General features: G+C 70.3%; 17 protein-coding genes. 2 read left to right on the top strand and 15 right to left on the bottom strand.

Going from position 1 to position 15,371, the window contains the following annotated elements:
* Position 1 precedes the first annotated feature (1 nt).
* From ACZ5KV_RS10835 to ACZ5KV_RS10890, 12 genes are all read right to left on the bottom strand, one after another.
* On the bottom strand, positions 2 to 1,225 hold the full coding sequence (locus tag ACZ5KV_RS10835) for a bifunctional 3,4-dihydroxy-2-butanone-4-phosphate synthase/GTP cyclohydrolase II (RefSeq protein WP_464239314.1): 1,224 nt from the start codon (positions 1,223 to 1,225) through the stop codon (positions 2 to 4).
* A gap of 49 nt (positions 1,226 to 1,274) precedes the next feature.
* Positions 1,275 to 1,949, bottom strand: a complete 675-nt coding sequence (locus ACZ5KV_RS10840; protein WP_464239315.1) for a riboflavin synthase — start codon at positions 1,947 to 1,949, stop codon at positions 1,275 to 1,277.
* Positions 1,950 to 1,951: 2 nt separating this feature from the next.
* On the bottom strand, positions 1,952 to 3,106 hold the full coding sequence (ribD, locus tag ACZ5KV_RS10845; protein WP_464239316.1) for a bifunctional diaminohydroxyphosphoribosylaminopyrimidine deaminase/5-amino-6-(5-phosphoribosylamino)uracil reductase RibD: 1,155 nt from the start codon (positions 3,104 to 3,106) through the stop codon (positions 1,952 to 1,954).
* A complete protein-coding gene (locus ACZ5KV_RS10850) occupies positions 3,093 to 3,551 on the bottom strand; it encodes a deoxycytidylate deaminase (protein ID WP_464239317.1) in 459 nt (152 codons plus the stop codon). Before ACZ5KV_RS10850 ends, ribD begins: the two co-directional genes overlap by 14 nt.
* A 116-nt stretch (positions 3,552 to 3,667) precedes the next feature.
* Entirely contained in the window at positions 3,668 to 4,909 is a 1,242-nt protein-coding gene (gene glyA, locus ACZ5KV_RS10855; protein ID WP_464239318.1) for a serine hydroxymethyltransferase, read from the bottom strand.
* A gap of 59 nt (positions 4,910 to 4,968) precedes the next feature.
* Positions 4,969 to 6,213 (bottom strand): beta-ketoacyl-ACP synthase II, encoded by a 1,245-nt coding sequence (fabF, locus tag ACZ5KV_RS10860; RefSeq protein WP_464239319.1) that lies wholly within the window; start codon positions 6,211 to 6,213, stop codon positions 4,969 to 4,971.
* A gap of 122 nt (positions 6,214 to 6,335) precedes the next feature.
* On the bottom strand, positions 6,336 to 6,566 hold the full coding sequence (acpP, locus tag ACZ5KV_RS10865) for an acyl carrier protein (protein ID WP_464239320.1): 231 nt from the start codon (positions 6,564 to 6,566) through the stop codon (positions 6,336 to 6,338).
* 56 nt (positions 6,567 to 6,622) lie between these two features.
* Positions 6,623 to 7,366 (bottom strand): 3-oxoacyl-[acyl-carrier-protein] reductase, encoded by a 744-nt coding sequence (gene fabG / locus ACZ5KV_RS10870; RefSeq protein WP_464239321.1) that lies wholly within the window; start codon positions 7,364 to 7,366, stop codon positions 6,623 to 6,625.
* Positions 7,367 to 7,540: 174 nt separating this feature from the next.
* Entirely contained in the window at positions 7,541 to 8,521 is a 981-nt protein-coding gene (locus ACZ5KV_RS10875) for a beta-ketoacyl-ACP synthase III (RefSeq protein ID WP_464239322.1), read from the bottom strand.
* Between the two features lie 42 nt (positions 8,522 to 8,563).
* Entirely contained in the window at positions 8,564 to 9,586 is a 1,023-nt protein-coding gene (plsX, locus tag ACZ5KV_RS10880; protein ID WP_464239323.1) for a phosphate acyltransferase PlsX, read from the bottom strand.
* Entirely contained in the window at positions 9,576 to 9,758 is a 183-nt protein-coding gene (gene rpmF, locus ACZ5KV_RS10885) for a 50S ribosomal protein L32 (RefSeq protein ID WP_464239324.1), read from the bottom strand. Before rpmF ends, plsX begins: the two co-directional genes overlap by 11 nt.
* A 57-nt stretch (positions 9,759 to 9,815) precedes the next feature.
* Positions 9,816 to 10,343 carry a YceD family protein gene (locus ACZ5KV_RS10890; RefSeq protein WP_464239325.1) on the bottom strand — a complete coding sequence of 176 codons (528 nt, stop codon included), beginning with the start codon at positions 10,341 to 10,343 and terminating at the stop codon, positions 9,816 to 9,818.
* Between the two features lie 208 nt (positions 10,344 to 10,551).
* Here ACZ5KV_RS10890 and rpmB point away from each other — a divergent pair, with 208 nt between their 5' ends.
* Positions 10,552 to 10,770, top strand: a complete 219-nt coding sequence (rpmB, locus tag ACZ5KV_RS10895) for a 50S ribosomal protein L28 (RefSeq protein WP_464239326.1) — start codon at positions 10,552 to 10,554, stop codon at positions 10,768 to 10,770.
* Positions 10,771 to 11,080: 310 nt separating this feature from the next.
* Here the strand turns inward: rpmB and ACZ5KV_RS10900 are convergent, their stop codons facing one another.
* The 3 genes from ACZ5KV_RS10900 to ACZ5KV_RS10910 all read right to left on the bottom strand — a co-directional run bounded on the left by ACZ5KV_RS10900 (position 11,081) and on the right by ACZ5KV_RS10910 (position 13,473).
* Positions 11,081 to 11,743, bottom strand: a complete 663-nt coding sequence (locus ACZ5KV_RS10900) for an acetyltransferase (protein ID WP_464239327.1) — start codon at positions 11,741 to 11,743, stop codon at positions 11,081 to 11,083.
* 17 nt (positions 11,744 to 11,760) lie between these two features.
* On the bottom strand, positions 11,761 to 13,164 hold the full coding sequence (gene gltX, locus ACZ5KV_RS10905) for a glutamate--tRNA ligase (protein ID WP_464239328.1): 1,404 nt from the start codon (positions 13,162 to 13,164) through the stop codon (positions 11,761 to 11,763).
* Positions 13,165 to 13,251: 87 nt separating this feature from the next.
* Positions 13,252 to 13,473, bottom strand: a complete 222-nt coding sequence (locus ACZ5KV_RS10910) for a NifU family protein (RefSeq protein ID WP_464239329.1) — start codon at positions 13,471 to 13,473, stop codon at positions 13,252 to 13,254.
* A 224-nt stretch (positions 13,474 to 13,697) separates the two neighbouring features.
* On the opposite strand from ACZ5KV_RS10910, the gene ACZ5KV_RS10915 reads away from it, so the two are divergent.
* Positions 13,698 to 15,302 carry a Gfo/Idh/MocA family oxidoreductase gene (locus ACZ5KV_RS10915; protein WP_464239330.1) on the top strand — a complete coding sequence of 535 codons (1,605 nt, stop codon included), beginning with the start codon at positions 13,698 to 13,700 and terminating at the stop codon, positions 15,300 to 15,302.
* The last annotated feature ends 69 nt before the right edge of the window (positions 15,303 to 15,371 follow it).

Genomic DNA, 15,371 nt, shown 5'->3' on the forward strand with positions numbered 1-15,371 from the left:
GCTAGGCGCGCTTCTCCTCGTCCAGATGCAGGAGGTGGCCCATCTTCTTCTTCTTGGTTTCCAGGTAGTCGTGGTTCCACTGGCAGGCGGCGATCTCCACGGGCACGCGCTCCACCACCTCCAGGCCGTAGCCTTCCAGGCCCACGATCTTCTTGGGGTTGTTGGTCATGAGCCGCATCTTGGTCACGCCCAGGGAAACCAGGATCTGCGCGCCGATGCCGTAGTCGCGCAGGTCGGCCTTGAAGCCGAGCTTGCGGTTGGCCTCCACGGTGTCGTAGCCCTCGTCCTGCAGGGCGTAGGCCCGGATCTTGTTGCACAGGCCGATGCCCCGGCCCTCCTGGCGCATGTAGAGCAGAACGCCCTTGCCCTCTTCGGCGATCTTGCGCATGGCCGCCTGGAGCTGCCCGCCGCAGTCGCAGCGCATGGACCCGAGCACGTCGCCCGTCAGGCATTCGCTGTGCACGCGCACCAGCGCGGGCTCGCCCGGGGTGATCTTGCCCATGACCAGGGCCAGGTGCTCCTTGCCGTCCACCTGCGAGAGGTAGGCGTGGGCCGTGAACTCGCCGCCGTAGCACGAGGGCAGCTTGGCCTCGGCCACCTTGTCCACGGCCATGTTGCCGAACTTCATGCGGTATTCGATGAGGTCGCGGATGGTGGCGATCTTCAGGCCGTGTTTCTTGGCGAATTCGATGAGGTCGGGCATGCGGGCCATGTTGCCGTCCTCGCGCATGACCTCGCAGATGACCCCCGCAGGGCGCAGCCCGGCGAGCTTGGCCAGGTCCACGCTGCCCTCGGTCTGCCCGGCGCGGGCCAGCACTCCGGCGGGGTTGGCGCGCAGGGGGAAGACGTGCCCGGGGGTCACGATGTCTTCGGGGGCCACGGTGTCGCTGATGGCCGTGAGGATGGTGGTGGAGCGGTCATAGGCCGAGATGCCCGTGGTCACGCCCCGGCGGGCCTCGATGGACACGGTGAACGGCGTGCCGAAGCCCGACTCGTTCTTGGTGGTCATCATGGGCAGTTGCAGGCGCTCCACCAGCGGCGGGGCCATGGACAGGCAGATCAGCCCGCGCCCGTGGGTGGCCATGAAATTGATGGCCTCGGGCGTGGCGAATTCGGCGGCGATGGTCAGGTCGCCCTCGTTCTCGCGGTCCTCGTCGTCGACCAGAATGATCATCCGCCCCTTGCGGATTTCCTCGATGGCCTCTTCGGCCTTGACGATGGGCATGTCGTGTCCTCTCGGGATGGGGCGTCCGGGCCGCCCCGTTGTGATCGTATCAGAAGCCGTGCCTGCGCAGGAAGTCCTCGGTGATGGCCCCCTCCTGCGCGGACGCGCCGGTGGCCCCGGGGGCTCCGGCGCGCGCGGCCCAGGGGCCGAGCATACGCTGCACGTACTTGCCTATCAAGTCCGTCTCCATGTTCACGCGCCGCCCCGGGGCCCAGGCGGCGATGGTCGTCACCCGCTGGGTTTCGGGGATGACGTTGACCTCCAGCCAGTCGCCGCCGCAGGCGTTGACGGTCAGGCTCACGCCGTCCAGGGCCACGGAGCCCTTGGCGATGACCTGCGGGCCGAAGGCCGCGGGAAAGGCGATGCGGTAGATGCGCGACTCGCCCGCCGGGCGCACGGCGGCGACCTCGGCCAGGCAGTCCACATGGCCGGACACCAGGTGCCCGCCCAGGCGGTCGCCCAGGGCCAGGGCGCGCTCCAGGTTCACCTGCGCCCCGGTGCGCAGCGCGCCCAGGCTGGTGACGCGCAGGGTCTCCGCCGAGGCGTAGGCCGTGAACCAGTCCTGCCCGAAGGTTTCCACCGTCAGGCAGGCGCCGCTGACGGCGATGCTCTCGCCGGGCACGAAGTCGCGCATGGTGGCCGGGGCCACGCGCAGGCGCGTCTGGGCGCCGCGCGGCTCCAGGCCGGTCACCGTGCCGGTGCATTCCACCAGTCCTGTGAACATGACTAGCCGTCCTCCCGGGGGCGGTAGATGAGCAGCACGTCCTCGCCGCTGGGCCGGGCCGCGGTCTGGCGCAGGGTCAGGGCCTGGTCCATGGTCTGCGGGGCCAGGCCGTCGAACAGCGGCCGGGCCTGCCCGTCGGCCAGGATCTTGGGGGCCACGAAGAGCCGGAACTCGTCCATAAGCCCCGCGTGCAGGAAACTCAAGGCCAAAGACCCGCCGCCCTCGCACAGCACGTACCACGCCGCGCACTCGGCGCGCAGCCGGGCCAGGCCCGGGCCCGGGTCCAGCCCCGGGGCGCCGGAAGCCCCGGCGGACGGCGCTGCGGGCGGCAGGGCCCACACGCGGCAGCCGCGCGCGCGCAGGGCCTCGGCCTGCGGCCCGGCGGCCCCGGCCTCGCCGGTCCAGAAAATCGTCTCCTGCGGGCGCTCGCGGGTCAGGGCGAAGTCGTCCGGCCCGGGCAGGGTGCGGGTGACCACCACGGCCAGGGGCTGGGGCCCGGGCGCGGGCACGTCGCCGGGCAGGCGCACGGTCAGCCGGGGGTCGTCCGCGCGCAGGGTGCCCCCGCCGACGATGACCGCCTGACAGCGCGCGCGCAGGGCATGCACCGCCGCGCGCGACTCGGGCCCGCTGATCCAGCGCGAGTGGCCCGTGCGCGTGGCGATGCGTCCGTCCAGGGTGCTGGCCAGCTTGAGGTAGACGTAGGGCCGGTCCGTGCGCTGCCAGACCAGGAAATCCGCGATCAGCTCACGGCACAGGGCTTCTTCGACGCCCAGGCGCACGGCCACGCCGTTGGCGCGCAGGAAGTCGGCCCCGCCCCCGGCCACGGGGTTGGGGTCGGCCGTGCCCACGACCACCTCGCGGACGCCCGCCTCCAGGATGGCCCTGGTGCAGGGCGGGGTCTTGCCGTGGTGGTTGCAGGGCTCCAGGGTCACGTAGAGGGTGCAGCCCGCCGGGTCCACGCCCTTGGCCCGGGCGTCGGCCAGGCATTCGGGCTCGGCGTGGGGCCCGCCGTAGCGCCGGTGCCAGCCGCCGGCCAGCACCGTGCCCCCGCGCACGAGCAGCGCGCCCACGCAGGGGTTGGGCGCCGTGGCGCCCCGGCCCTGGCGGGCCAGGGCCGCCGCCTGGCGCATGAAGTCCTCGTGGCTAGGGGCGGACATAGGCGATGCGCGCGAAGTTCACGCCGGATTCGGCCATCATCCGCTCGGCCAGGGGGTCGGGGTAGGCTTCGGCGTAGTAGACCGCCGCCACCTGGGTGTTGATGAGCATCTTGGTGCAGATGAGGCAGGGCTGGGTGGTGCAGTAGATGTCCGCGCCCTTGATGCTCACGCCGTGCAGGGCGGCCTGGATGATGACGTTCTGCTCGGCGTGCAGGCCGCGGCAGATTTCGTGGCGCTGGCCCGAGGGCACTCCGAGCTCCTCGCGCAGGCAGCCGATGTCCAGGCAGTGGGGCGTGTCGCTGGGGGCGCCGTTGTAGCCCGTGGCCAGGATGCGCTTGTCGCGCACGGCCACGGCGCCGACCTTGCGCCGGGTGCAGGTGGAGCGCTCGGCCACCAGATAGGTGATGCCCATGAAATAGTCGGGCCAGGACATTCGCGTGTGCATGTGCCTCCACCTCCGGGCCCGGGGGCCGGGGTTCGATGTCAATGCTCCGGGCCGGGCGGCCCGGGCCGGGGCGGCGGGCGCCGCCCCGGCGGACCGGGCGCCTCGGCCCGGACGCCCTACCAGGCGAAGAGCGGGAAGTTGCGGGTGTAGTCGCGGATGCTGGCCCGGATTTCGCCCAGGCGCGCATCGCTGTTCACGTCGGCCAGGGCGTCCACGATCCACTGGCCCACCTGCTCCATGTCGGCCTCCTTGAAGCCGCGCGTGGTCATGGCCGCCGAGCCCAGGCGGATGCCCGAGGTCACGAAGGGCGAGCGGGTGTCGAAGGGCACGGTGTTCTTGTTGGCCGTGATGCCCGCCTTGTCCAGGGCGATCTGGGCGTCCTTGCCGGTGATGTTCTTGTTGGTCAGGTCCACCAGGATGAGGTGGTTGTCCGTTCCGCCGGAAACGAGGTCGAACCCGGCGGCCAGCAGGGGCTTGGCCAGGGCCTTGCAGTTGGCGACCACCTGGACCTGATAGGTCTTGAACTCGGGGCGCAGGGCCTCGCCGAAGGCCACGGCCTTGGCGGCGATGACGTGCATCAGCGGGCCGCCCTGCATGCCGGGGAATATCTGGGAGTTCAGCTTCTTGCCCAGGTCGGGGTCGTCGGCCAGGATCATGCCGCCGCGCGGGCCGCGCAGGGTCTTGTGCGTGGTGGTGGTCACGATGTGGGCGTGGCCCATGGGCGTGGGGTGCACTCCGGCGGCGATGAGCCCGGCGATGTGGGCCATGTCGACCATCAGCGTGGCGCCCACCTCGTCGGCGATGGCCCGGAAGCGCGCGAAGTCGATGATGCGCGGGTACACGGTGGCCCCGGCGATGATCATCTTCGGGCGGCACTCCTTGGCCGTTTTCTCCAGGGCGTCGTAGTCGATGAGCCCGGACTCGCGGTCCACGCCGTAGGCCTTGATGTCGTAGAGCTTGCCCGAGAAGTTCACCGGGCTGCCGTGGGTCAGGTGGCCGCCGTGGCACAGGTCCATGGCCAGCACGGTGTCGCCGGGCTCGCAGGCCGCGAAGTAGGCGGCCATGTTGGCCTGGGAGCCGGAGTGCGGCTGCACGTTGGCGTAGCCGCAGCCGAACAGGGCCTTGGCGCGGTCGCAGGCCAGGTCCTCGACGATGTCCACGTATTCGCAGCCGCCGTAGTAGCGCTTGCCCGGGTAGCCCTCGGCGTACTTGTGGGTCAGCACGCTGCCCATGCACTGGCGCACCGCCGGGGAGGTGAAGTTCTCCGAGGCGATGAGCTCCACGTTGTGGATCTGGCGGTCGATCTCCAGGGTGACGGCCTTGGCGACCTCGCGGTCTTGCAGGAACAGTTCTTCCATCGCGGTTTCCTTCCTTGATGCTCTGTTGCGCGGGCCCTGCGGGTCCGTGGCGGCTGGTCCTAGTCCTCGAAACGCTTGAACAGCACGGAGCCGTTGGTGCCGCCGAACCCGAAGGAGTTGGACAGCACGTAGTCCACGCGGCGGTGCACGGTGCCCTGGGCGGTGTAGTCCAGGTCGCACTCCTCGCCGGGAGTGTCGAGGTTCACGGTGCCCGGGATGGCGCCCCGGGAGAGGGTCAGCACCGAGAACACGCCCTCCACGCCGCCCGCGGCGCCCAGCAGGTGGCCGATCATGGACTTGTTGGCCGTGATGGCCACGTTCTTCGCGTGGGCGCCGAACACGGCCTTGATGGCCCGGGTCTCGCACAGGTCGTTCAGGTAGGTGCTGGTGCCGTGGGCGTTGATGCAGTCCACCTCGGCGGGGCTCACTTCGGCCTCGCGCAGGGCGGCCGCCATGGCCAGGGCCATGCCCGAGCCGTCCTCGGGCGGGGCGGTCATGTGATAGGCGTCGGCCGAGGCGCCGAAGCCGACCACCTCGGCATAGATCGTGGCGCCGCGTTCGCGGGCGTGCTCCAGTTCTTCGAGCAGCAGCATGCCGCAGCCCTCGCCCATGACGAAGCCGTCGCGGTCCTTCTCGAAGGGGCGCGAGGCGTGGGCGGGGTCGTCGTTGCGGGTGCTCATGGCCTTCATGGCGCAGAAGCCGCCCACGGCCAGCGGGCTGATGGTCGACTCCACCCCGCCGGTGATCATGGCGTCGGCGCGGCCCATGGCGATCTCGGTGAAGGCGTAGCCGATGCCGTGGGTACCCGAGGCGCAGGCCGAGGTGATGGCCAGGTTCGGGCCCCTGGCGCCGGTGAAGATGGCCACCTGGCCCGGGGCCATGTTGCCGATGACGATGGGAATGAAGAAGGGCGATACGCGCCGGGCGCCGCCTTCCATGTACTTGGCGTGCTGGTTTTCGATGGTCTCCAGCCCGCCCAGCCCGCAGCCGAGGATGGTGCCCGTGCGTGCGGCGTTTTCCCCGGTGACGGCAAAGCCCGCGTGGGCCAGCAGATCCTGGGCGCAGGCCACGGCGTACTGGGTGAAGATTTCCATGCGCTTGGCCTGCTTGGGCGGGATGTGCGCGGCGGCGTCCCAGCCCTTGACCTCGGCGGCGATGGTGGTGGCGAACTCGGCGGCATCGAAGCGCGAGATGGGCGCCACGCCGGTCGTTCCGGCCAGCAGGTTGGTCCAGCTCGTTTCCAGGTCGTTACCGATGGGAGTGATGGCGGAAAGACCGGTAACGACTACCCTTTTCCTGTTCATACGGCCTCGCTTGGGCCCCTGGGGCGGGTCCACCGGGGTGGGGTTGACGGAGAAAACGGAAGCGTCTCGTGGCCCTTCCGGGCCACAAGACGCTCCGCAAAGGGCAGCGGCAGGGCGTGGCCCTACTTGTTGTTGGCGATGTAGTCGATGGCGTCCTGCACCTTGACGAGCTTCTGGGCCTCGTCGTCGTCGATCTCGATGCCGAACTCCTCTTCCATGGCCATGATCAGCTCGGTCAGGTCCAGGGAGTCGGCGCCCAGGTCCTCCACGAAGGAGGCTTCGTTGTGCACTTCGTCGGCGGAGACGCCAAGCTGGTCCACGATGATCTCTTTGACTTTGGCTTCGACGGACATTGTTCCTCCAGTCTTCAATTTGGGCTTTGTTGGCGGGCTGGGCCCGTCGTTTTGTCTTACATGTACATGCCGCCCGTGACGGACAGGCACTGGCCCGTGACGTACGCGGCGGCGTCGGAAACGAGGAAGGAGACGACCCCGGCGATGTCCTCGGGGGTGCCCAGGCGCTTCAGGGGGATGCGCTCCAGCATCGCTTCGGTGATTTTTTCGGGCAGCACGGCGGTCATGTCCGTGGCGATGAAGCCCGGGGCCACGGCGTTGACGGTCACCCCGCGCGAGGCCAGCTCCAGGGCGGCGGTCTTGGTCAGGCCGATGAGCCCGGCCTTGGAGGCCACGTAGTTGGCTTGGCCCGCGTTGCCCGACTGGCCGACCACCGAGGCCATGTTGACGATGCGCCCGGCGCGCTGGCGGCTCATGATCTTGGCGGCCTCGCGCAGGCAGGCGAAGGCCCCGGAGAGGTTCACGCCCAGCACGGCGTCCCAGTCCTCGTCCTTCATGCGGATGAGCAGGCCGTCGCGGGTCATTCCCGCGTTGTTCACCAGGGCCGCGAGATGGACCTGATCCTTGATGTGCCCGGCGAAAAAGGCGGCGATGGCCTCGCGGTCGCCCTGGTCCAGGCGGAAGGCCCGGGCCTTGCCCCCGGCGGCTTCGATGGCCGCAACGGTGGCCTCGGCCTCCTCGGGGCGGCTCACGTAGGTCAGGTAGACCTGGAACCCGTCGGCGGCCAGGCGCAGGGCGCAGGCCTTGCCGATGCCCCGGGAGCCGCCGGTAACGAGTGCAGTCTTGGGAAGGTCGCTCATGGTGTGGTGTATCCGGGCCGGGGCCCGCGTCTGGCCGCGCGCGGGGCGCGAGGGGTTGTCCGGTTCGCCTCGAAGCCGTGTTTGTAGCCTAAATCAACGGCGGGGGCAACAGGCGAGGCCGGGTTGGAATATCAATAATTCCAGTATGCTAAGAATATAGTTGCGGGCGCATCATTAAAATTGGAGCAGCACCGCGCCCCAGGTGAATCCGGCTCCGAAGGTGGTCAGCAGCACGCGCCGGCCCGGGGCGAAGGTACCGTCGGCGCAGCCCTCGGCCAGGGCGATGCCCACGCTGGCGGCCGAGGTGTTGCCGTAGCGCTGGACGTTGGCGAAGACCTTCTCGGCGGGCAGGTCGAGCTTCTTGCCCACGGCCTCGATGATGCGCAGGTTGGCCTGATGGGCGACGAACATGCCCAGGTCGTCCACGCCAAGGCCGTGGCGTTCGAGCATCCGGCGGCATACGTCGGTCATGCTGCGCACGGCGACCTTGAAGACCTCGCGCCCGTTCATCTGGATGAAGAAGTCGTCGCCCACGGGCTCGCCCGGGGCGTAGGGCCGGGCCGAGCCGCCGCCCAGGATGGTCAGCAGCTCGCCGTAGCGCCCGTCGGATTCCAGCATGGCGTCCACGATGCCGATGGCCCGGCCCGAGGCCTGGGCGCGGACCACCGCCGCCCCGGCGCCGTCGCCGAAAAGCACGCAGGTGGCGCGGTCGGTCCAGTTCACGCGCGAGGAAAGCACTTCGGCGGCCACCACCAGCACCACGGCTTCGGGGTCCAGAGCCGTCAGGGCCCGGGCGGTCTGCAGGGAGTAGATGTAGCCCGAGCAGGCCGCGTTGAGGTCCATGGCCATGGGTCCGGTCAGGCCCAGCTTGTGGGCGATCTGGGTGGCCGTGTTGGGGCAGTAGGAGTCGGGCGTGCAGGTGGCGCAGATGACGTGGGTCACGTCGGCGGCGGTCAGCCCGGCGTCGGCCAGGGCCGCGCGGGCGGCCTGGGCGCCCAGGTCCGAGGTCACCTCGCCCTGGGCGATGTGCCGCTGGCGGATGCCCGTGCGGGTGACGATCCACTCGTCGCTGGTTTCCACGCGCTCTTCAAGGTCGTGATTGGTGACGATGTGCTCGGGCGTGTACAGCCCGACTCCGCAGATATACGCTGTCATGGCGGGAATTCCTGATGTTGCCGCGGGCCGGGGCCCGCGCGGCTAGGCCCGGGTGAGGTCGCGGTTTTCTTCGAGAGCCTGGCGGATGTGCTCGTTGGCGCCGCTGGCCACGAAGCGCCCGGCCATCTTGACCGCGCTGGAAATGGCCTTGATGCTCGACGCGCCGTGGCAGACGATGACGATGCCCTGCAGGCCGAGCAGCGGCGCGCCGCCGTACTCGGCGTAGTCCGCGAAGCGCGCGAAGCGCTTGAGGCGGCCCATGGCCAGCAGGGTGCCGATGCGCCCCAGCAGGCTGCCGGTCAGCTCGCGCTTGAGGACCTTGCCCATGTTCGAGGCCAGGCCCTCGGCCAGCTTGAGGGCCACGTTGCCCACAAACCCGTCGCAGACCACAACGTCCACGTCGCCGGTGAAGATGTCGCGGCCCTCGACGTTGCCCATGAAACGCAACGAGGAGGCCTTGAGCATCTCGAAGGCCTCCTTGACCTGGATGTTGCCTTTGCCCTCCTCCTCGCCGATGGACAGGATGCCCACGCGCGGGGAGTCGTAGCGCAGCACGTCGCGCGCCAGCACGTCGCCCAGAATGCCGAACTGGAACAGATGCTCGGGGCGCGAATCCACGTTGGCCCCCACGTCCAGAAGGATCATGGGGTTCTTGACCGTGGGCAGGATGCCCGCGAACGCGGGGCGCAGCACACCCTTGACCCTGCCGATGACGAACATCCCGCAGGCCACGGATGCGCCCGAGTTCCCGGCGCTGACCACGCCGTCGGCGCGGCCCTCCTTCACCAGGCGGCAGGCCACCTGGATGGAGGAATCCTTCTTGCGCCGCAAGACGTCCGACGGCTTGTCGGACATGGCGGCGACCTCCGAGGCATGGACGATTTCCACGTCCAGCCCGGCGGTGTCGTGGCGGGCCAGCTCCGCCTCCAGGGCGGTCCGGTCGCCTACCAGCAGCAGGCGCAGGCCTTTCTCGCGCGCGGCGTCCAGGGCTCCGGGAACGTTGACCCCGGGCCCGTGGTCGCCGCCCGCGGCGTCCACGGCGATGCGCGGGGTGCTACTCGGCATTGTCCACGGCGAGCATCTGTTTGCCCTTGTACGTGCCACAGCTCGCGCACACGCGGTGGGGCACGGTGGGCTCACCGCACTCGCAGTAGATCACAGTGGGCTTGGCGACATGGTCGTGCGCCCGGCGCATGCCCTTTCTGGACTTGGAGGTCTTCTTTTTCGGGACAGCCATTGCAGTTACCTCGTTCTATGGTCTTCGGGCCGGAGCCCGATCCCGCCCGGGGGCGGGCTAGTTCTTGCGGCCGATGGTCAGCCCGCGCAGGGCCGCCAGGCGCGGGTCCCCGTCCTCGTCCCCGCAGGTGCAGGGCTCAAGGTTCAGGTCCGCGCCGCAGCGGGCGCACAGGCCCTTGCAGTCCGGCGAGCACAGGGCCCGGCCGGGCAAGGCGAGGACGAACTGTTCCCAGAGGATCGCCCCCGCGTCAAGTTCAATTTTTCCGTCCTGCTCGCGCAGGGGGCTTTCGCCGGTGGCGTCTTCGTCGTCCAGGCTTTCGGAAATCTCGAATTCCTGGTCGAGGGGGCAGACGGCGGGCCGGGTGCAGCGCGCGCAGGGCAGGGTCACCTCGCCGGTGAGCCGCCCGGCCATGGTCGCGCCGCGTCCATGGGGCCAGACGCGCACCGCCGCCGCCATGGGCGCCGAGAAGGTCACGTCCATGCCGAAAGCGGCGGCCGGCCCGGCCCAGACGGCCTGGTCGTCAAACGAAAATTCCCGGCCTTCCGCCGGGATGTCGGAAATATCCAGCCAAATGCTCTTCATCATGGTGCTGCCTCGCGCGAGGCCCTAGGTCTATCCGAAATCGTTCCGTTGTCAAGGCAAAAGCGCTTGCGTTTTCTCCGGGGAAGATATAAGGAGGCAAATTCGCTGCGGCTGAAAGGCCGATTGGGCCGGGCGGCCCCGGCGGACCAGATCCGAACTCGCACAGCGGCGGGCCAGAGGCCTTGCCGCCGGGAATAAAGGAGGACCCCCCATGAGCCATACGTGTGACATCTGCGGCAAGCGGCCCCAGGTCGGCAACAACGTGAGCCACGCCAACAACAAGACCAAGCGTCGCTTCATGCCCAACCTGCAGAGCGTGCGCGTGCAACTGGACAACGGCTCCGTGCAGCGCATGAGCGTGTGCACCCGCTGCATCCGCTCCGGCGCCGTGGCCAAGCCCGTGGCCCGGACGACTCCTCAGGAGTCCTAGCCCTCCGCGCCCGAAACTCTTCAGGCCCCGCCCGGTCACCCCGGCGGGGCCTTTTCTTTTGGCTGTCGCCCGTCCGTCAGGGGGAGGAAGCCCGGGGACGGTGCGTACCCCCGGGGATTGATGAGCCTCCGGCGGCTCAAGGGCTGTCGCCCTTAAAAATCCCGTTCGGGGTGGCTGGGGCGGCGCGCCGCAAAGCCCACCCAATGCGGGATTCTCAAGGGGCATGCCCCTTGAGCCGCCGGAGGCTCATCAACCCGCAGGACACGCCCACCGTCCCCGGCCTCCTCCCACCCCAGGCGGGCGGAGCGCGCTAGTAGTAGCGTTCTCCGGGTTCGCGGAGGCGCACGGGGCGGGCCGGGACGCCGAAGGCCACGGTGCGCGCGGGCACGTCGGCCACGGCCACGGCCCCGGCGCCGAGCAGCGCGTGTTCGCCCACGGTCCGCCCGTGGAGCACCGATGCGCCCAGGCCGATATGGGCGAAGGCGCCCACGCGCACGTTGCCGCCCAGGGTCGCCCCGGGGCCCAGGCTGGCGAAGTCTTCCAGCAGGCCGTCGTGGTCCAGGCTGGCGCCGGTGTTGACGATGCAGTGGCGGCCGACGCGCGTGTCGGGCCCGAGCACGGCCCCGGGCATGACGACGCTGCCCGGGCCGATTTCGGCGCCCCGGGCCACGCTGGCCGCCGGGTGCACTGCCGTGGCGAAAGTCAGCTCCGGGGCCAGGGCCGCCACGCGCGCGACGACCCGGGCGCGCACGGCGTTGTCGCCGATGGCCACCAGCAGCGCCCGCGCGCCGTGGGTGCGGGCCGCTTCGGGCAGGTCGGCCTCGGCTCCGAGCACGGGCAGGCCGAAGTGTTCGGCCCCGGCGGGCAGGGCGGCGTCGATGAACCCGGCCACGCGCCACAGGCCCTGGCGCTGCACGATGTCCGCCACGACCTTGGCGTGGCCCGATGCACCGACGATGAGCAGGGCGTCCATGGCGGCCTCCGGGGGGCTCAGGCTCCGGCCAGGGCTGCGGCCCGGCGCAGGCGGCGCACGGTGGACTCGCGGCCCAGGACGAGCATCATCTCGAACAGCCCGGGCGAGAACGTGCGGCCCGACAGGGCCACGCGCACCGGCTGGGCCACGGCCTTGAACTTCAGGCCCTGGGCGTCCAGCCAGGCCTTGAAGGCGTCCTCCAGGGGGCCGGGCTCGAACACCGGGGCGTCTTCCACCAGCCGCGCCGCGGCTTCCAGCAGGGGCGCGCTTTCGGCGGTGACGAACTTGGCCAGGGCCTCGGGGTCGTGCTCCAGGGCCTGGTCGGGCGCGAAGAAGAAGGCCATGCCCTCGGCCATTTCGCGCAGGGTCTTGGCCCGGGGCTGGTAGAGCGGCACCGCCGCCGCCAACCGCGCGGGGTCGGGAGCGGCCACGCCCATTTCGGCCAGGAAGCGCGGCAGCAGCCCGGCCAGCCGGGCGGGGTCGGCTTCCTTGATGTAATGGGCGCTCACGGCTTCGAGCTTGGCCATGTCGAACATGGCCGGGGAGGAGCCCAGGCCCTTTTCGGAGAACAGGGCGATCATCTCCTCGCGGGTGAACAGCTCCTGGTCGCCGTGGCCCCAGCCCAGGCGCAGCAGGTAGTTGACCACGGCCTCGGGCAGGAAGCCCATGGCCTCGTACTCCATGACGCTCATGGCGCCGTGGCGTTTGGAGAGCTTCTTGCGGTCGGGCCCGAAGATCATGGGCAGGTGGCCGAAGGCGGGCACGGGCAGGCCCAGGGCCATGTACAGGGCGATCTGCTTGGGCGTGTTGGAGAGGTGGTCCTCGCCGCGGATGATGTGCGTCACGCCCATGTCGGCGTCGTCCACCACCACGGCCAGGTTGTACATGGGCGAGCCGTTGCCCCGGCGGATGACGAAATCGTCCACCATTTCCTCGAAGTCCATCTCCATGGGGCCCTTGACCATGTCGGCCCAGGCGCACAGGCCCTCGGGCGCGCGGAAGCGGACCACGCGGCCCGGGCCGGGGCCCAGGTTCCTGTGGCGGCAGGAGCCGTCGTACTTGGGTTTCTTGCCTGCGGCCTTGGCGGTTTCGCGCATGGCGTCCACCTGCTCGGGGGTGCAGTCGCAGTAGTAGGCGTGGCCCGAGGCGATCAGGCGCTCGATGTACTGGTCGTACAGCGGGGTGCGGTCGCTTTGCAGGTAGGGGCCGTGGTCCCAGTGCAGGCCGAGCCAGGTCATGCCGTCCACGATGGCCTGGGTCATTTCGGGGGTTGAGCGGGCCTGATCGGTGTCCTCGATGCGCAGGACGAACTCGCCGCCCCGGCCCCGGGCGAAGAGCCAGTTGAACAGCGCGGTGCGCGCGCCGCCGATGTGCAGAAAGCCCGTGGGGCTGGGGGGGAACCTGGTGACCACCTTGCTCATTGCTGTCTCCGGATGCGGACGGCGCGCGGGTGCGCGCGGGGTCGTATTATAAGGAAGAAGGAGGCCGGGGCCCGGCGGGCCCGGAGCCTAGACGGCCTCCACGCGCACGACGCGGGGCACCTCGGCCAGGATTACGCGCTCCACGCCCAGGCGCAGGGTCTGCCCGGCCATGGGGCAGCCTTTGCACGCGCCGGTCAGGCGCACGCGGACCACGCCCTCGGGCGTGACATCCACCAGTTCCACGTTGCCGCCGTCGGCCTGCAGGGCGGGGCGGATTTTGGCCAGGGCCTGTTCGACTTGCTCGCGCATGGTGTGGACCTCCGTTGCGTGTTGACCGGGCTGTATCCGCTCCCGGGGGCGAATGTCAAACGCGGCGGGAGCCGCGGGGCGCCCCGGGCCCTTGACAGCCCGTGCCCCGGGTCGTACCCGGACAGACAGCGGCACGTGCCGCCGGCCGGTGCCCGCGCGGACCCCGGCGCCCCGGGGCGCGTCTCCCCGGTGCCTTCGCCAGGTTTTTGCAGAAGGAGAGCAGCGTGGCTTTGGACATCGCCGTCATCGGCTCCGGCTACTGGGGCAAGAACCTTGTGCGCAACTACCATGCCCTGGGCCGCCTGGGGCTCATCTGCGACCGCAGCGCGGACACCCTGGCGCGCTTCCGCGAGCAGTATCCGGGCGCGGGGACCTGCCTGGCCCTGTCCGACGTGCTGGCGTGCGCGGCCATCCGGGGCGTGGTGGTGGCCACCCCGGCCGAGACGCACTTCGCCATCGCCCGCGAGGTGCTGCTCTCCGGGCGCCACGTCTACGTGGAAAAGCCCCTGGTGCTGGACGAGGGGCAGGCCCGCGAGCTCATCGCCCTGGCCGGGGAGCGCGGGCTGACCCTCATGGTCGGCCACCTGCTGCAATACCACCCGGCCTTCGAGCGCCTGCGGGCCCTGGCCGGGAGCGGGGAGCTCGGGCGCATCAACTACATCTACTCCCACCGCCTGAACCTGGGCAAAATCCGCCGCGAGGAAAACGCCCTGTGGTCCTTCGCGCCGCACGATATCTCCATGATCCTGTCCCTGACGGGCGAGGAGCCGCGCACGGTGCTGGCCACGGGCGGCAATTACCTGCACAGCGCCCTGGCCGACGTGACCACCACGCATCTGGACTTCGCCTCGGGGGTCAAGGCCCACGTGTTCGTGTCCTGGCTGCACCCGTTCAAGGAACAAAAGCTCGTGGTGGTCGGCGACCGCAAGATGGCCGTGTTCGACGACACCCTGCCCTGGGCCGAGAAGCTGCTGCTCTACCCGCATTCCATCGACTGGAAGGGCCAGGTGCCCGTGCCGGTGCGCGGCGAGGCCGAGGGCGTGGCCCTGGAGGAGGCCGAGCCCCTGCGCCGCGAATGCCTGCACTTCCTGAACTGCGTGGACACCGGGGCCGCCCCGCGCACCGACGGCCGCGAGGGCCTGGCCGTGCTGCGCGTGCTGCACGCGGCCCAGCGGTCCATGGACGCGGGCTGCGCCGTCACCAGCCTGGGTGCCGACCCGGGCGCCTGCCCGGCGCCCCCGGCCCCGGAGGACGTTTTCATCCACGACACCGCCCGGGTGGATCCCGGGGCGAGCATCGGCGCGGGCACGAAGATCTGGCATTTTTCCCACGTGCTGCCCGGCAGCGTCGTCGGCCAGGGGTGCAGCATCGGCCAGAACGTGGTCGTCGGGCCCGACGCCGTGGTCGGCGACGGCTGCAAGATCCAGAACAACGTGTCGGTCTACAAGGGCGTGACCCTGGAGGACCACGTGTTCTGCGGGCCGAGCATGGTCTTCACCAACGTCTGGAATCCGCGCGCGCACATCCGGCGCATGGACGAGCTGCGCCCGACCCTGGTCCGCCGGGGCGCGACCATCGGGGCCAACGCGACCATCGTCTGCGGCAACACCATCGGGCGCTACGCCCTGGTGGGCGCCGGGGCGGTGGTCACCCGCGACGTGCCGGACCATGCCCTGGTCACGGGCAACCCGGCCCGGGTGCGGGGCTGGGTCTGCGCCTGCGGCGTGCGGCTGGACGAGGGCCTGGAATGCCCGGCTTGCGGCGCGGCCTACGCACAGGCCGGGCCCGGGCTGGCCCCGGCCCGGGCTGGCGACGGCCCGGGGAAATAACGGCGCGGCCCTGGCCGCCGGATTCGCGGGCTCCGGGGGGCCTTCCCAAGCGCCGTGTCCTCGCCTATA

Source organism: Desulfocurvus thunnarius, from assembly GCF_055390965.1.